Consider the following 16,427-nt stretch of genomic DNA (forward strand, 5'->3'; position numbering starts at 1 on the left):
CGGCAGATGACGCAGCGTCCGCAATTCGCCCTCGCCTTCGCCGCCGCAGCGCTCGCGCTGCTGACGGCCAGCGAGTCTGCGCTGGCGCGCGGCGCCGCCGCCAATATCATGAACTCGCCCGGCTATCAGCGCCGCCTGCAGGAATCGCGGCAGCAACTGGGGGCGCCGCCGCCTGCGCCGTTGGTGGCAGAGCCTCGGCATCACCGCCCCAAAGCGAAGCGGCACCATCGCCGCCACAACTAGAGGCACACTCTCTCCACGAGTCGTCCCGGCGAACGCCTGGACCCATACCGCGTGATCCGTCTTGAGGCACGCGGGGAGAGATCGAGACTCAATACTGCGGCCGGTGGTTATGGGTCCCGGCGTTCGCCGGGACGACACTGGAGAGTGTCGCAACCGATGGTGCGCTACACCACGCCCTGCTGCTTCAGCGCCGCGATCTTCGCCGCGTCATAGCCCAGCCCCGACAGCACGTCCTGCGTATGCTCGCCGAGCAGCGGCGGGGCGCGGTAGTCGGTGATCGGCGTGCCCGAGAAGGTCAGCGCGTTGCGGATCACCGACAGCTGCGGCTCGAACGGGTGCTCGACCTTGACCTCCATGCCGCGCGAGCGGACGTGCGGATCGGCGAAGACATGGGCGAAATCGTTGACGGGGCCGCAAGGCACGCCCGCCTTCTCCAGCTCCTCCAGCCAATGCGCGACCGAGTTCTTCAGGAACAGGCCGGCGAAAACAGCCATGATCTCCTTGCCGTTGACGACGCGGTCGTTGTTCTTGAGGAACTTCGGATCGGTGGCGAGCTCCGGCGCCCCTAAAACGGCGCAGGTGCGCGCGAACTGCGCGTCGTTGCCGACCACCAGCATCAATTCGCCGTCGGTGCAGCGGAACACGCCGGCCGGCATGCCGCCATTGCCCCAGGTGCCGCGGCGCGGCGGCGACTTGCCGTTGACCAGGAAGATCTGGGCGTAGTGCGACAGCGAGGCGATCACGGTATCGAACAGGCAGACGTCGACGTGCTGGCCGCCGCCGCCATTGACGTCGCGGTGATACAGCGCCGACAGGATGCCGATCGAGGTGTTCATGCCGGTCATGTAGTCGACGATCGACGGGCCGACCTTCATCGGCCCCGCCCCCGGCTCGCCGTCCATGTGGCCGGTGACGCTCATCAAGCCGCCCATCGCCTGGAAGATCGCGTCATAGCCGGCGCGCGGTGAATACGGGCCGGTCTGGCCGAAGCCGGTGACCGAGCAATAGATCACATCCGGATTGACCGCCTTGATGGCCTCGTAATCCAGGCCATAGCGCTTGAGATCGCCGACCTTGTAGTTCTCCATGAAGACGTCGCAGTCCTTGGCCAGCGCGCGGATGATCTCCTGCCCTTCGGGGCTCGCGATGTTGACCGTGACCGACTTCTTATTGCGGTTGGCGCAGATGTAGAACGAATTGTTGTTGTTGGCCTTGCCGTCTGGGTCCTTGAGGTAGGGCGGCCCGAAGGCGCGCGCATCGTCGCCGGTGCCCGGGCGCTCGATCTTGATCACCTCGGCGCCGAGATCGGCCAGCATCTGGGCGGACAACGGTCCGGCCAGCACGCGGGTGAGGTCGAGAATCTTGATGCCAGACAGCGGCAGGGCCGACATGGAGTTCCTCCGGGGGCTTATTCCTTGTGGCGGATTGTGCCTAACGAGGGCGCCGCCTGTCACCCGCGTACACCATTTCGCGGCTTCGAGCACTGCGCTGGCGGCATGCCGCCTTGCCGTAGCGGCCCGGGAGGCCGGAGCACGCGGCTGCCGCTCCAAATGACGGCGTCATTCCGGGGCGTGCGCAGCACGAGCCCGGAATCCATCGGGCGACAGAACGCGCGGAGCAATGGATTCCGGGCTCGCGCTTACGCGCGCCCCGGAATGACAGCGGTGGTGGGGCGGGCGGCGATGGCCGCCAGTTCCGCCGGCATGAGCGCCGACTTTCTTGCTTCGTTTTGTGTGCGGCCGGACTCCAGACACATCCGGAAACAGGGAACAAGCAGCCGTTAAGCATCACGATCGCACCTGGAGGCAGGTTTGATGTCGCAACACCGGAGCATGCCATGACGTCGATCTCTGCCTCCTCCATGAGCGGCTTTTCGCCGCTCGACCTGCTCAAGCAGGAACTGACCAAGGAAGTCTCGGCCGGCAAGGTCAGCGCGACCGACCAGACCGCGCTGTCATCGGCGCTCGACGACATCGACTCAGCATTGAAGGGCGGCGGCAGCAGCTCGTCGTCTTCGTCGAGCGCCAGCACGCCGCCCTCGCCCAAGGAGATGCAGTCGAAGATCGACGATCTGATCCAGAGCGAGGTCGACAGCGGCAAGCTCACCTCCGACCAAGCGAGCGAGCTGAAGAACGTATTCGCCAACGCCTTCTCCGGCGGCCCCGGTGGCGCGGGTGGCGCCGGCGGTCCACCGCCCGGTCCGCCGCCGAGCGACGACTCGAGCAGCGACACCACCTCGAGCACCTCGTCGTCGTCATCATCGTCGTCCTCCGCGTCGCAAGTGGAGGAGTTGCTGAAGAAGCTGCTCGAGGCGCTGCAGAGCTCGAACAGCACGACGTCGTCCTACAGCGCCAGCGGCAGCAGCTCATCGAGCTCGAGCAGCAAGTCGCTGGTGGTGGATTTCTCGGCCTGATCCTGACGTCCTTGAATTGGTGCCGTGGTCCCCTGCCGCGGCACCGAAGCGTCCGGCCGGCATGCTTCCCAGCCCCCGGCCGGGCGCTCATTCTCACTCCGGCGCGTTGAACGTCCGGGCGAAATACACCGGTGCCGCCGCCGGCTTGAGACGATAGAGCTGCGCCGGCCGGTTCGGGCCCTTGCGCATCCTGTCGGTTGGCTCGATCAGGTCGGCCGACAGCATGCGGGTACGGAAGGCGCTCTTCTCCAGCGGACGATCGAGCACGATCTCATAGGTCCGCTGCAGCTCGGGCAAGGTGAACTCCGCGGGCATGAGATAGGCCGGCAGCGAGGTGTACTCGACCTTGTTGCGCAGCCGCTGCACGGCCGCCTGCAGGATCTCCTGATGGTCGAAGGCAAGCTTCGGCTTCACACTGGGGCCTTCGAGTGGAAACCATTGCGCATCGGCCGCGAGCGACGCGTCAGCGCCTGACGCTGACACCAGCGCGAAATAAGCATGCGTCGCCGACCAGCCACGCGGATCGCGCGTGGCACTGCCCCAGCTGCCGAGCTGCTCGAGATAGGGACTGACCACGCCGGTCTTCTCGGCGAGCTTGCGGCGGGCGCAGGCTGCGAGATCGGCATCCTTGTCGACGTCGACGAAGCCGCCCGGGAGCGCGAACGCGTCCGGGAACGGCTCGCCTTCGCCGTGACCCCGGCGCACCAGCAGCACGTGCAACGCCTCCTGCCGGATCGTGAAGATGACGATGTCGACCGTTGTCAGGGGCCGCGGGAAATCCAGCCCGCTCCGCTTCAACGCGGCCCTGCCCCCCGCGCCGACGCCCTGTCCCTGCCGTCCTGCCATACCGTCCGCCCTCTGCCCCGTCCCTGCCGATTTTGCCCCTTGACACTAGCACACTTAGTTGTACTGTCCAACTTACTTAGTTGGCGTGACACACTTATAGACCAGAACGACAGGAGGCCGCCATGTTCGGCATTCGCTTCATCAAGGCTCAGCCCACCACCTATCTGTTGAAGTACCGCGCCGGCAGCGTGGTCGAGGAAGGCGCTGGTCTCTCGACCTTCTATTATGGGCCGGCCACCTCGCTGGTCGCGATCCCCATCGGCAGCCGCGACGCCAGCTTCATCTTCCAGCAGATCGCCCGCGACTTTCAGACGCTGACGATCCAGGGCCAGGTCACCTACCGCATCGGCGAGCCGAAGAAGGCGGCGGCGATGCTGAACTTCACGCTCAAGCGAGACGGCAAGACCTACGAATCCGATGACCCGGAGGAGCTGCCGCAGCGCGTGCTCGGCGCCGTCGAGGTGCTGGCGCAGCAGGCGGTCAAGGACATGACGCTGAAGGAAGCGCTGCGCGCCTCCGACCGCATTGCTGAGGCGATCGCGACCGGAATGCAGCGCCGCGCCGACATCGATGCGCTGGGCCTGGAGATCCTGGGCGTCGCCGTGCGCGCGGTGAAGCCGACGCCGGAGACCGCCAAGGCGCTGGAGGCCGAAGCGCGCGAGGCGATCCTGAAGACGGCTGACGAGGCCATCTTCGCGCGGCGCAATTTTGCGGTCGAGCGCGAGCGCGCCATCCGCGAGAGCGAACTGGATACCGAGATCGCGGTCGAGCAGAAGAAGCGTTCGATCCGCGAGACGCAGATGGATGCGGAGGCCAGCGTCGCGGCGAAAAAGAATGAGCTGCGCGAGGCCGGCATGGTCGCCGACATCGGGCTGGAGGCCAAGCGCAAGGATTTCGTGGCGCTGAATGCAGCCAACACCCGCACACTCGCCGATGCGGAAGCCTATCGCGTCGGCGCGCTGATGAAGATCTTCGAGGGCGTCGACACCCGCGTCATCCAGGCGCTGGCCGCGACCGGCATGCAGCCGGGCCAGTTGATCGCGCAGGCGTTCTCCGGCCTCGCCGAAAAGGCCGAGAAGATCGGGCAGCTCAACGTCTCGCCGGAGCTGCTGAACAGCCTGATGCAGAAGCCCGCGGAGGCCGCCCGTGTCCGGCAATGACCGCAAGGTGGTGCTGGTCGTCAGGAGAACGCGGCTGGAAGAGTTGATCGCAAAATTCCTCACCGCGGACCAGGCCCGCTTCTATGTCGAGCATCTCGGCGCCGACTTCTCCGACTACGAACGCGAGCACGCGGCCTACCGGGCCGCGCGCGCAACGGCGACGCAGACGCTGGAGCGCTTGGGCCGCTACCAGATCGTCGACCGCGGCTTCCTGCCGAACTTCATCTTCGGCCCGGCCGACATCGTCGCCGCGCTCGGCCCCGACGGCCTCGTCGCCAACACCATGAAATATCTCGACGGTCAGCCGCTGCTCGGGCTCAACCCGGATGCCCAGCGCCATGACGGCGTGCTGCTGCCGTTCGCGCCGGCCGATCTTGCGTCGCTCCTGCCCGAGGTCGCCGCCGACAAGCGCGCGGCGAAGGCGGTGACCATGGCGCGCGCGAGCCTCGCCGACGGCCAGGTGCTGCATGCCGTCAACGACCTCTTCATCGGCGCGCGCACGCATGTGTCGGCGCGCTACGAGATCGCGACGCGCGACGTCCATGAGCGGCAATCCTCCAGCGGACTGATCGTGGCAACCGGCCTCGGCTCGACCGCCTGGTTCAAGAGCATCGTCACCGGCGCGCTCGCCATCGCCGGCAGCTATGGCAGCCATGGCGATGCCGACTACACCGCCCTGCCCTGGGACGCCCGCGCCTTGCGCTTCGCCGTGCGCGAACCGTTCCCGAGCCGGACGTCGCAGGTCTCGCTGGTCTGCGGCGGCCTCGCCGGCGCCGAGACGCTGCGGCTGCGTTCGCTGATGCCCGAGAACGGTTTGATCTTCTCGGATGGCATCGAGGCGGACAATCTCGATTTCAATGCGGGGACGGAGGCCGTGATTGGGATTGCGGAGCGTCAGGGGCGATTGATCGTATAGTCCCTCCCTGCAGGTGCTTCCCCCATGGCGCACCATGCTCTCACAGCGTCATTGCGAGCGCAGCGAAGCAATCCAGAGTCCCGCCCACCACCCTGGATTGCTTCGCTGCGCTCGCAATGACGGTGGAGAGACGGTCGCCACCCCGCAGCGCGGGACTTGTCGAGCCTGGTCTGCTAGGCTCGAAGGAAGCACGAGTATTTCAGTGCGGAGTCGCGGCCGTGACATCACTTTCTCACAGAGGCATTCTCGCGGTGGCGGGGCTCGCGCTGGCTTCGCTTTGGGGCGTCTTGATATGGCCTGCGGTGGACAGGCCGACGAAGGCCTGGAAGCACGAAGGCGAGCCGGTGCCAACCATACGCCTCTTGACCGTCGTCCCCTCAAATTCTGGGGGTCGATCGGATGCTTCCGATCTGTCCTGGACGGCAGCCCATGGCTTGTTCGGTGACACCTCCAGCGATCGTAAGCCTGTGAAGACCCTCGCCATCGGACCGGGCGCCGTTCGCCCCGCAACGACGCTGCCGTAGGGTGGGCAAAGCGGCCGCCGAAGGCGGCAGCGTGCCCACCGTGGATCTGCGAGCGCGTCGGCGAGATGGTGGGCACGGCTGCGCCTTTGCCCACCCTACGGCTGTTTTTTCAAGCGGTCATTCCGGGGCATTCGCGCGCAAAATGGCGAAGCCATTTTGAAGCAGCGCGGATGAGCCCGGAATCCATAACCACGACCGGTCGTTTGTCGATAACAGACGCCACGACCATCTCGCGCCACATGTCGTTTCGTGGCTATGGATTCCGGGCTCGCCCTTCGGGCGCCCCGGAATGACGGGCCGAGAGAGCGCAGCGCACCCATTATTTCCTCGCAAACACCAGCACGCCATTCGCCGGGATCGTCACCGCCGCCGAGCTGGGCTGGCCGTGCAGCGGCGGCCCGCCGGCGGTCACCGCGCCGTTGTTGCCCACCACGCCCGGATTGACCCAATTGTCGTAGACGTCGCTGTTGAACACCTCGTGCCACGTGCCGCCGGCCGGAAAGCCGATCGCGTAGTCGTGCCAGGGCGTTTCGTTCAGGCTGACGATCACCATGACGTCGTCGCCCTGGCCGTCCCAGCGGTGGAAGGCGAGCACGCGATTGGCGTCATGGACGTGGACGATGGCGCAGCCCTCGGCGGTCAGCGCCGGATGGGTGCGGCGAATCGCGATCAGTTCCGACGTGAAGCGCATCGCATCGGCGGTGATCTTGTCGTCGCCGTCGAGCAGCGCCCATTGGATCGTGGTGTCCAGACTCGGCGTGTCGCTCCATGGCCGGTCCTCGAACAGCTCCTGGCCCATGAACAGCATCGGGATGCCCGGCGCGGTGAGCAGAAGGCCGGTGGCGACCCGGCAGCGGCTGCGCGCGTACCAGCAGCGGCTGTCGATGGGATCGGCGAGACGCGAGATGCGGGGCTCGCGACCGGCATAGACGATATCGTGGTTCTCGATCGAGTTGACCGCGCGCCAGCGATTGCTGAGGCTGAGATCGGCGAGCGCCGCGGCGATCGGCTGCATCGCCACAAGCGCTCCCGCCCCGCCGGCCGCACTGGCGATCGCGCCGCGCACGGCGAGCCGCAGACCGTCGCTCCAGGTGGCATCGAAGCCGGCGCCGCCCGTGGCGATGTCCTTAACGACCCATGGGTTGACCGGCCAGAATTCCGCGATCTGGATCGCGTCCGGCTTCTCGGCGCGCAGCGCCTCGGTGAGCTGCTGGCAGGTCGCCCAGCCGCCGAAGCGGTCCATCACGCTGACCTCGTCGAAGCGCAGGCCGTCGGCATGATACTCGCGATAGAGCATGATGGCGTTGTCGACGAGGTACTGCCGCACGTCGGCGTTCCAATAGGCGAACACCTGGCCGCCGGCCCAGCCCTGGTCGGTGAAATACAGGCTGCGGTTGGGATCGCCATAGGCCTGGCGGTCGAAGAACCAGATGCTGTTCTCGTCGAAACCGCCGCCGGCGTGGTTGTAGACGACGTCGAACAGCACGGCGATGCCATGGACATGGCAGACATCGATCAGCGCGCGCAGCTGGTCGTCGCAGTGCCTGACCACGCCGACATCGGCGTAAGGCATGGCGCCAGCAGCCGCGAGGATCTCGTTGGTGCGCGCGAAGTAGGCCGAAAGATGTGCAGCTTCGGCCTCGCCGTAGTCGGTCTCCGGGCTGAACAGGTCGGTACCGTTGTAGCCCATGCTGAACATGGACGGGAATTCCTGCACCGGCAGCAGCTCGATGGCGTTGATGCCGAGCTTTGCCAGATGCGGCACGCGTTCGATCACATCGAAAAAGCAGCCGTCGGGATTGCCCGCCTTCATGTCGAAGGTCCCGACGTGGAGCTGGTAGATCACCAGCTCGTTGTTGGGCGGCGGCGTGTAGTCCGCATCATGCCAGGGAAACGCAGCGGGATTGCGCAGCACCGAGTGCGCCTGGGGAAACGGCGGGTCGACGGTGAGCAGCCGCGCATGCGGATCGCGCTTGTAGCCCGAGGTGCCCTCGCCCTCGACGAAATACATGTAGGCATCGCCGTCCTTCAGGCCGGGGATGAACACCGCCCAATGGCCGTTGCCGATCGGCGCCAGGCGGCAGCTCGCATCCTGCGCCCAGTCGTTGAACGGACCGGAGACGTAGACCGCCTTGGCATGCGGCGCGAACACGCGGAACGTGGCGCCGCCGGTCACCAGGGTGCCGCCCATGGGAGCCTGGAGAAGATGCATCTGCCGCAGCGAAATCCTCAATCCTTCGGGGAATGGCGGCAGCGTAACAGGTTCCAGCAGCATATCCACGGTATCGCCCCCCGCTCAGAACAGCCGCGCGCCGTTCGGCACGCGCTTGTCGGGCTGGAACAGCACGACATTGCCCTGTTCATCGGGAAAGCCGAGCGTCAGCACCTCCGACATGAACTTGCCGATCTGGCGCGGCGGGAAGTTGACGACACCCGCGACCTGGCGGCCGACCAGGGTGGCCGGGTCATACAGCGAGGCGATCTGCGCGCTGGAACGCCGGGTGCCGATCCCCTCGCCGAAATCAATCGTCAGCTTCAGCGACGGCTTGCGCGCCTCCGGATACGGCTCGGCGGCGACGATGGTGCCGACGCGGATGTCGACCGCGAGAAACTGGTCGAAGCTGATCGGGTCCGCCGGGGGTGCCGTGGGATCATGGGCAAGATGCATGGCGGCCTCATCGAACGCGGGACGGGGCCGCGCCGGAGCACGGGTCCCAGCACGGCGAATTGGAGATTCCTCAACCAGATCAATTTCTAGTCGCCGGGTTGAGCGCTGACAATGCACCCCCCTGGGGACGGCGGGCTGCCGCCGGCGATTGGCCGGGACGGTGTGGCGGATGGGTCGCAGGACGCATGGCATGAACGCAGCTTTCTCAGCAGAAACTCGCTGCCTCCACCCCCCCGCCGTCATCCCGGCGAACGCCGGGATCCATAACCACAGGACGATGTCGTGACGCGAGATCGCCGGACTTGCGCAAGCCAACGGCCGTCACGGATTATAGGTCCCGGGTCGGCGCCCCGCCGCTGCTTCGCGCCGTCGCGGCTTGCCCGGGAAGACGGCGGAGGGTAGCGGGCGCACTGAGGTCCAGCCGACCACTCTCCGCACATGCATCCTCAGTGCTCCGCACGTGCATCCTCAGTCAGGCTCTTCGAGACCATGCCCGCTCTCTCCCCCGTCATTGCGAGGAGCGAAGCGACGAAGCAATCCAGGGCGGCATCCCTGGCCCTGGATTGCTTCGCTGCGCTCGCAATGACGCCGGGGGTGACCATCTCGCCTTCAAAATGACGCTGCCGTTGCTTGACAGAGCGCAAGGGTTGCTACCTCCAATGAAACACGGTCATCGATCAACTTAGGTCCGCATTTTCACGGCACGCATGCCCGATTGATCGCCGAGGCCGCAGGGAAACCAGCATGTCCACCAGCCAGATCGCGCTCTTGCCGATCGACCCCTGGCACGTTCCCCACGCCGATGGCTGCGAAGCGGCGCGTCGACACTGGCAGCAGCTGCCCGACTACGGTGATGCCGAGATTGCCATCAATGTGTTCGATGGGCCGCAGCTCGAAATCGGCGCGTCCTCGGTGCAAACCGCGATCTGCCCGTCCTGCACGCATGCTTTCAAAACGCAATGGGTCTTCAGCCGGCTGGATGAACTGTGGGATGCTGAGACGTCCTGCTTTACGGATCTGACGATCGTACTCCCCTGCTGCGGGCGGCGAACGAGCCTCGATCTGATCTGCTTTCCATTGGCCGGAGACGAGGCGAAGCCGAAATCCGAGTGGCGTCCCGCACGCAGCGTCGGGTTCGGCCGATGCCGGATCAGGACAGCATTCGCGCGCCTGTTGACGTGCGATGAACTCGCGCAGTTCGAGGAGCTGCTGGGTTGTCCGGTGGTTCAGGTCTATACGCGGCTCTGAAGATGGCCCATGGGAACGGCACCACGGCGACGCTTCATAGCGTGTACATGACGGCGCTCGGAGTAGGCCGGGCGATGGTATGCCCATCGCTATACATGGCTGATCGGCAGAATTCGAAGGACCAGCCAGGAGACAGGCGACAGTCGTTTCGGTAGGTCATACCGGAAATTTCTTCGCCAAATGATCCTCGGCAATCGGAGCGAATAGTGAAACTGCTCACTCAGATTTCAGGATTGATCTGCATCCTGGGCGGCGTGGCATCGACGTTGGTGATGGTCTACAGCTTTATCTTCATGCTGGGGTGTGCCCGGCCCGAGACGAAAAGACAGTTGCCAATGCTCGGGCCACTCATTTTGTTTTTGCCGTCGCTGTGGAGCGAAGAGGGCAACCGAGCTCGAATGCGAGTGTTGATCTCAGTTTGCGTGTTTGCTGTGTGTTATGTTTGCGCAGCGTTCATTGTTCAATACGTGCATCCTCTCGTTGGAATGTGAGGATTGTTGCGGATGATCTAGGTGCGCTCCATCGTGGAGTTCACGCATTCTCCAAATGACACGCCACCCACTGCTCCTCGCCCTTGAGCCTGAGCTCGGGCACCTCGCTGCGGCAGCGATCGAAAGCGAGCGGGCATCGCGTGTGGAAGCGGCAGCCCTTCGGCGGGTTCACCGGGCTCGGCACGTCGCCCTTCAAAATGATCGGCGAGCGTTCGGCGCCGGGCTCGGGGATCGGGACGGCCGAGAGTAGCGCCTTGGTGTAGGGGTGCCCCGGTGATGCGAAGATCTGGCGGCGTGGGGCGATCTCGACGATGCGGCCGAGATACATCACGGCGACGCGGTGCGTCATGTGCTCGACGATGGCGAGGTCGTGGCTGATGAACAGTAGCGCGAGGCCGAACTCGCGCTGCAAATCCTGCAGCAGATTGACGATCTGCGCCTTGACGGAAACGTCGAGCGCCGACACCGCCTCGTCGCAGACAATCAGCTCGGGCTTGGCGGCGAGCGCCCGCGCGATGCCGATGCGCTGGCGCTGGCCGCCAGAGAATTCGTGCGGCCGGCGGTTCACGGCGTCGCGCGGCAGGCGGACGATCTCCATCAGCTCGCCGATGCGCGCGTCGAGCTCGGCGTTGTCCTTGGCGAGACCGAAATTTCGGATCGGCTCGGCGAGGATGTCGCGGATCCGCATGCGCGGGTTGAGGCTGGAGAACGGGTCCTGGAACACGACCTGGACGCGGCGGCGCATCTCGCGGAGGGAGCCCGGGGGGAGATCGTCGATGCGCTGGCCGTCGAGCACGATCTGCCCGGCGGTGACGTCGAACAGCCTGAGAATGGCGCGGCCGACGGTCGACTTGCCGCAGCCGGATTCGCCGACCAACGACAGCGTCTCGCCGCGCGCGATCTCGAACGACACGCCGTCGACTGCGTGGACGCGGCTCTTGCTGCGCCCGAACAGGCCGCTGCGAATCGGAAAATGCTTCTTGAGGTCGTTGACCTGGAGCAGCGGCATGGTCATGCGGCGGCCTGCTCCTTGGCGGCGAAATGACAAGCGGCGATGTGATGCGCGGCCTTCTGCTCCAGCCCCGGTGCATACTGCCGGCAGAGGTCAGTCGCCAGCGCGCAACGGCCGGCGAACACGCAGCCGTCAATGCGCTGCTTGAGGTCAGGCACCTGGCCGGGGATTTCGGCGAGGCGCTTGGTTTCGCCCGAGAGCGACGAGCCGAGCTTGGGCAGCGCGCCGAGCAGGCCCTGCGTATAGGGATGCCGCGGCGAGCGGAACAGCTCCTTCACCGGCGCTTCCTCGACCTTACGTCCGGCATACATCACCATCACGCGCTCGGCGACCTCGGCGACGACGCCAAGGTCGTGCGTGATCAGGATGATCGCGGCGCCGACGCGCTGCTTCAGTTCGAGCATCAGCTTGAGGATCTGCGCCTGGATGGTGACGTCGAGCGCGGTGGTCGGCTCGTCGGCGATCAGGAGCTTTGGATTGCAGGCCAGCGCCATCGCGATCATCACGCGCTGGCGCATGCCGCCGGACAGCTGATGCGGATATTCGCGGACGCGGCGCGCAGGCTCAGGAATGCCGACGAGGGAGAGCATCTCGACCGCGCGATTCTCGGCCGCGTCGCGGTCGAGGCCCTGATGCAGCCGCAGCGTCTCGCCGATCTGACGGCCGACCGTCAGCACAGGATTGAGGCTCGTCATCGGCTCCTGGAAGATCATCGAGATGTCGTTGCCGCGGAGCGCGCGCATCTCGCGATCGGACAGCTTCAGCAGCTCCCTGCCCTCGAGCTTGATGGAGCCGGCGATCTTGCCGGGCGGCTCCGGGATCAGGCGCATCATCGACATCGAGGTGACCGACTTGCCGCAGCCGGATTCACCGACGATCGCCAGCGTCTCGCCGGGATTGACGTGGAACGATACGCCGTCGACGGCACGGTTGATGCCGGTCGGCGTGCGGAAATGGACCTGGAGATTCTCGACCTCGAGCAGCGGCATCAGGTGAGCTCCGGGACGTTGGACTCGTGGTCGCAGATGAGCTCGCTCAGTCTCGTTGAGTCAGTGGCATGCCCCGCTCTCTCCCCACGTCGTTCCGGGGCGCGCGTCAGCGCGAGCCCGGAACCCATACCCACAGGGAGGTGTGTGAGGCACACCCGTTGTGGGATCTCGCTCCACATCATCGTCCTGTGGTTATGGATTCCGGGCTCAGCCCTGCGGGCTGCCCCGGAATGACGGGCGGAGAGAATGGAGCGCATCATAGGAAGTTGCGACGCGGATTCTGCGATGGCGCGCACTGACATTCTTCCCACCATCCCGCTCATGGGCTCTTCGCCATGCGCGGGTCGAGCGCGTCGCGGAGACCGTCGCCCACCAGATTCACGGCGAGCACGGTGACCGACAAGAACGCCGCCGGGAAGAACACGATGTAGGGCTTCACCTGCCACAGCGCGCGGCCCTCGGCCATGATGTTGCCCCACGACGGAATGGTCGGCGGCGTGCCGGCGCCGATGAAGGACAGGATGGCCTCGGTGATCATGGCGCTGGCGCAGATGTAGGTCGCCTGCACCAGCATCGGCGCCATGGTGTTGGGCAGGATGTGGCGCAGGATCACCATCGGCGTGCGCGTGCCCGAAGCGACCGCGCCGTCGACGTAAGGCTGCTCGCGCAACGACAGCACGACGCTGCGGATGAGGCGGGCGACGCGCGGAATCTCGGCGATGGTGATGGCGAGGATGACGTTGCCGACGCTGCCGCGCGTCAGCGCCATCAGCGCGACCGCCAGCAAAATCGGCGGGATCGACATCAGCCCGTCCATGCAGCGCATCAGCACGCCGTCGGCCCAGCGAATGAAGCCGGCGACGAGGCCGATCGTGAGCCCGATCAGTGACGCCGCCAACGCCACCGACAGGCCGACGGTCAGCGACACCCGGGTGCCGTAGAGCACACGCGAATAGATGTCGCGGCCAAGCGCATCGGTGCCGAACCAGAAATCCGCCGACGGCAGCCGCGTCCGCTTGGCCGGCGCGATCGCAGTGGGATCGACAGTGAAAAGGAACGGCGCGAACACGCCGATGATCACGAGCAGCAGCAGCAGCGCGCCGCCGAACGCGACCGTCGGATGGTTGCGCAGGAAGCCGATGGCGCCGCGCCGGATCTTTGGCGCCGCCATCAGGTCGGGCAGACGCGGCGCGACGACGAGCCCGGCGGGAGGAGACGTGGTGGTCGTGGCGGTCAATAGCGGATCCTCGGGTCGACCAGGGTGTAGGTGATGTCGATCAGGAGATTGACGAGCACGTAGACGAAGCTGAACAACAGTACGATGCCCTGGATGACAGGATAGTCACGGCGCAGGATGGCATCGATTGTCAGCCGGCCGAGGCCGGGAATCGCGAACACGCTCTCGGTGACGACGGCGCCGCCGATCAGCAGCGCAATGCCGATGCCGACCACGGTGACGATCGGCACCGCGGCGTTCTTCAGCGCGTGGATGAACAGGATGCCGCCCTGCCCGAGCCCCTTTGCACGCGCGGTGCGGATGTAGTCCTGCTGCAGCACTTCGAGCATCGCGGCGCGGGTGATGCGCGCGATCAGCGCGATGTAGACGCAGCCGAGCGCGACCGACGGGAGAATGAGGTTCTGCAGCCACGGCCACACGCCCTGCGACAGCGGCGTATAGCCCTGCACCGGCAAGAGATCGAACTTCAGCGCGAACACGTAAGCGAGGATGTAGCCGACCACGAACACCGGCACGGAGAAGCCGAACACGGCGAAGGCCATGATCACGCGGTCGATCCAGGTGCCCGCCTTCCACGCCGCGATGACGCCGAGCGGCACCGCAATGAGGATGGTGAGGAACAGCGTCACCATCATCAGCGACAAGGTCGGCTCGATGCGCTGGGCGATCAGCGCCGACACCGGAAGATTGGTGAAGATCGAGGTGCCCAGATCGAAGTGCAGGAGACGCCACACCCAACTGCCGAACTGGACCAGGAAGGGCTGGTCCAGTCCGAGATTGGCTCTGATGCGCTCGACGTCCGCCGGGCTCGCCTGGTCGCCGGCGATGACAACGGCCGGATCGCCCGGCGCGATGTACAGCAGGCTGAAGACGAACAGCGCGACGATCGCCATCACGGGAAGCGTCGACAGCACGCGTCGGAGCGCATAAGCGAGCATGAGATGTCAGCGCCTCATGCGGTCTTCGACACGCCCCAGAACAGCGGAATCGGCCCCTTGGTCACGCCGGAGACGTTCTTGCGCCAGGCGGTGTAGCCGAGGAAGAAGCCGGTCGGTGCGAACACCACGTCATCCAGGGCCGCCTTGTTGATGCGGGCCGCCACCGTCTTCTCCTCGTCGAGCGACTTGGCGTCGAACCAGTTGGTGATCTCCGTCTCGACCTTCTCGCTGGTCGGCCAGCCGAACCAGGCCTTGTCGCCATTGGCGCGCAGCGCGGTGTAGGCGGCCGGGTTGATACAGTCAGCGCCCGCGTGCCAGGTGTGGAACATGTGCCAGCCGCCCTGCGACGGCGGGGTCTTCTGCGCGCGACGGGCGCCGACGGTGCCCCAATCGGTGGCGACGAAGTCGACGGTCATGCCGAGCTTCTTCAGAAGATCCGCGGTGACGTCGCCGAACGCCTTGGTGATCGGCTGGTCCTGCGCCACCACGCAGGTGATCGGCTCGCCCTTGTAGCCGGCTTCCTCGAGCAGCTTCTTGGCGGCCGCGAAGTCGCGCTTGCCCTTCAGAATCTCGCCGCCGGCCTCGGTGTAGAGCGGCGTGTCCGGCGTGAAGAAGCCGGGCAGCGGCTTCCACAGCGCGTTCTCGTCGCCGACCAGCGCGCGCATGTAGTCTTCCTGGCTCAGCGCCATCAGGATCGCCTGGCGCGCCTTCACGTTATTGAACGGCGCATGCAGATGGTTCATGCGGAACGAGCCGACATTGCCGAGCGGGTCGCCGATGTCGACGCCGATGTTCTTGTTGCCTTTCAAGACCGGCACGAGATCGGTGATCGGGTTCTCCCACCAGTCGACCTCACCGTTCTGCAGCGCCGCGGCGGCCGTTGCCGGATCCGGCATGATCACCCATTCGACGCGATCGACGAGCACCTTCTTGCCGCCGGCGAGCCACACCGGCTTCTCCTCGCGCGGCACGTAGTCGGTGAACTTCTCGAACACCGCCTTGGCGCCCGGCACCCATTCGCCCTTGGCGAACTTGAACGGGCCGGAGCCGATGTATTCCGACATCTGCTTGAACGGATCGGTCTGCGCGATGCGCTCGGGCATGATGAAGGCGCAGGGCGCGTTGCCCTTGCCGAGCGCGAACAGCATCTTCGGATAGGGCTGCTTCAGCACCCACTTGAAAGTCTTGTCGTCGACCGCGGTGAGCTCGTTCTGGATCGCCTTGAGCATCAGGCCCATCGGGTCGCGCGCCGACCAGCGCGTCAGGCTGGCGACGACGTCCTTGGCGAGCACCGGCGTTCCGTCATGGAATTTCAGGCCCGGACGCAGCTTGAAGGTCCAGGTCAGGCCGTCGGACGAGACTTCCTCTGATTCCACCATCTGACGTTGCGGCACGAACTGATCGTCGATGCCGTACAGCGTGTCCCACACCATCGCCGCCGCATTGCGCACGACGTATTGCGTGCCCCAGATCGGATCGAAATTGGCGAGATTGGCCTGCGGGACGAACCGCAAGGTGCGCGCAGCAGCGCCCTGCGCGATCGCCGGCGCCGCAAGACCCGTCAGCGCCAGACCACCCGCGCCCGCCAAACCCTTCAATACCGTTCTGCGATCCATGTTTGCTCCTGATGCAATCTGCCTGAGTTCATTTGCCAGTTTTGTAAGCAAGGCCCATGCCATGCACGTCGAGTGCATTCATTTGAACGCAAATGAGGCATGGGACGCAAGGGCCCGCCTCTCTCC

15 protein-coding genes are annotated in these 16,427 nt (G+C 65.7%); 6 read left to right on the forward strand and 9 right to left on the reverse strand.

Annotated features, from left to right (window positions below; all coding sequences use genetic code 11):
- Nucleotides 1–6 precede the first annotated feature (6 nt).
- Nucleotides 7–243, forward strand: a complete 237-nt coding sequence (locus ACQR1I_RS11155; RefSeq protein WP_434864643.1) for a hypothetical protein — start codon at nt 7–9, stop codon at nt 241–243.
- Nucleotides 244–407: 164 nt separating this feature from the next.
- Here ACQR1I_RS11155 and ACQR1I_RS11160 read toward each other — a convergent pair whose 3' ends face one another.
- The gene (locus ACQR1I_RS11160; RefSeq protein ID WP_434864644.1) at nt 408–1,634 is read right to left on the reverse strand and encodes a CaiB/BaiF CoA transferase family protein; all 1,227 of its coding nucleotides are present in this window, start codon (nt 1,632–1,634) and stop codon (nt 408–410) included.
- A 446-nt stretch (nt 1,635–2,080) separates the two neighbouring features.
- On the opposite strand from ACQR1I_RS11160, the gene ACQR1I_RS11165 reads away from it, so the two are divergent.
- Entirely contained in the window at nt 2,081–2,656 is a 576-nt protein-coding gene (locus ACQR1I_RS11165; RefSeq protein ID WP_434864645.1) for a hypothetical protein, read from the forward strand.
- A 93-nt stretch (nt 2,657–2,749) separates the two neighbouring features.
- Here the strand turns inward: ACQR1I_RS11165 and ACQR1I_RS11170 are convergent, their stop codons facing one another.
- A complete protein-coding gene (locus ACQR1I_RS11170; RefSeq protein ID WP_434864646.1) occupies nt 2,750–3,502 on the reverse strand; it encodes an NUDIX hydrolase in 753 nt (250 codons plus the stop codon).
- 122 nt (nt 3,503–3,624) lie between these two features.
- Here ACQR1I_RS11170 and ACQR1I_RS11175 point away from each other — a divergent pair, with 122 nt between their 5' ends.
- Nucleotides 3,625–4,662 carry an SPFH domain-containing protein gene (locus tag ACQR1I_RS11175; protein WP_434864647.1) on the forward strand — a complete coding sequence of 346 codons (1,038 nt, stop codon included), beginning with the start codon at nt 3,625–3,627 and terminating at the stop codon, nt 4,660–4,662.
- Nucleotides 4,649–5,578, forward strand: coding sequence for a sugar kinase (locus ACQR1I_RS11180; protein WP_434864648.1), 930 nt, complete (start codon nt 4,649–4,651; stop codon nt 5,576–5,578). The genes ACQR1I_RS11175 and ACQR1I_RS11180 overlap by 14 nt, the downstream gene beginning before the upstream one ends.
- 843 nt (nt 5,579–6,421) lie before the next feature.
- On the opposite strand, the gene ACQR1I_RS11185 is transcribed toward ACQR1I_RS11180, so the two are convergent.
- Nucleotides 6,422–8,377, reverse strand: a complete 1,956-nt coding sequence (locus ACQR1I_RS11185) for an alpha amylase C-terminal domain-containing protein (RefSeq protein ID WP_434864649.1) — start codon at nt 8,375–8,377, stop codon at nt 6,422–6,424.
- A gap of 21 nt (nt 8,378–8,398) precedes the next feature.
- On the reverse strand, nt 8,399–8,770 hold the full coding sequence (locus tag ACQR1I_RS11190; protein WP_434864650.1) for a tRNA-binding protein: 372 nt from the start codon (nt 8,768–8,770) through the stop codon (nt 8,399–8,401).
- A gap of 744 nt (nt 8,771–9,514) precedes the next feature.
- Here ACQR1I_RS11190 and ACQR1I_RS11195 point away from each other — a divergent pair.
- Together ACQR1I_RS11195 and ACQR1I_RS11200 are read left to right on the forward strand one after the other, a co-directional pair.
- Nucleotides 9,515–10,018 (forward strand): hypothetical protein, encoded by a 504-nt coding sequence (locus ACQR1I_RS11195; protein ID WP_434864651.1) that lies wholly within the window; start codon nt 9,515–9,517, stop codon nt 10,016–10,018.
- 206 nt (nt 10,019–10,224) lie between these two features.
- A complete protein-coding gene (locus tag ACQR1I_RS11200; RefSeq protein ID WP_434864652.1) occupies nt 10,225–10,509 on the forward strand; it encodes a hypothetical protein in 285 nt (94 codons plus the stop codon).
- Nucleotides 10,510–10,549: 40 nt separating this feature from the next.
- Here ACQR1I_RS11200 and ACQR1I_RS11205 read toward each other — a convergent pair whose 3' ends face one another.
- From ACQR1I_RS11205 to ACQR1I_RS11225, 5 genes are all read right to left on the reverse strand, one after another.
- Nucleotides 10,550–11,524: an ABC transporter ATP-binding protein gene (locus tag ACQR1I_RS11205; protein ID WP_434864653.1), complete on the reverse strand. Its 975-nt coding sequence runs from the start codon at nt 11,522–11,524 to the stop codon at nt 10,550–10,552.
- Nucleotides 11,521–12,510: an ABC transporter ATP-binding protein gene (locus ACQR1I_RS11210; protein ID WP_434864654.1), complete on the reverse strand. Its 990-nt coding sequence runs from the start codon at nt 12,508–12,510 to the stop codon at nt 11,521–11,523. The genes ACQR1I_RS11205 and ACQR1I_RS11210 overlap by 4 nt, the downstream gene beginning before the upstream one ends.
- 319 nt (nt 12,511–12,829) lie before the next feature.
- The gene (locus tag ACQR1I_RS11215) at nt 12,830–13,747 is read right to left on the reverse strand and encodes an ABC transporter permease (protein ID WP_434864655.1); all 918 of its coding nucleotides are present in this window, start codon (nt 13,745–13,747) and stop codon (nt 12,830–12,832) included.
- Nucleotides 13,744–14,685 carry an ABC transporter permease gene (locus ACQR1I_RS11220; RefSeq protein WP_434864656.1) on the reverse strand — a complete coding sequence of 314 codons (942 nt, stop codon included), beginning with the start codon at nt 14,683–14,685 and terminating at the stop codon, nt 13,744–13,746. Before ACQR1I_RS11220 ends, ACQR1I_RS11215 begins: the two co-directional genes overlap by 4 nt.
- Before the next feature lie 14 nt (nt 14,686–14,699).
- Nucleotides 14,700–16,301: an ABC transporter substrate-binding protein gene (locus ACQR1I_RS11225; protein WP_434864657.1), complete on the reverse strand. Its 1,602-nt coding sequence runs from the start codon at nt 16,299–16,301 to the stop codon at nt 14,700–14,702.
- Nucleotides 16,302–16,427: the final 126 nt, after the last annotated feature.

This window comes from Bradyrhizobium sp. HKCCYLS2038, assembly GCF_051167655.1.
Classification (GTDB): domain Bacteria; phylum Pseudomonadota; class Alphaproteobacteria; order Rhizobiales; family Xanthobacteraceae; genus Bradyrhizobium.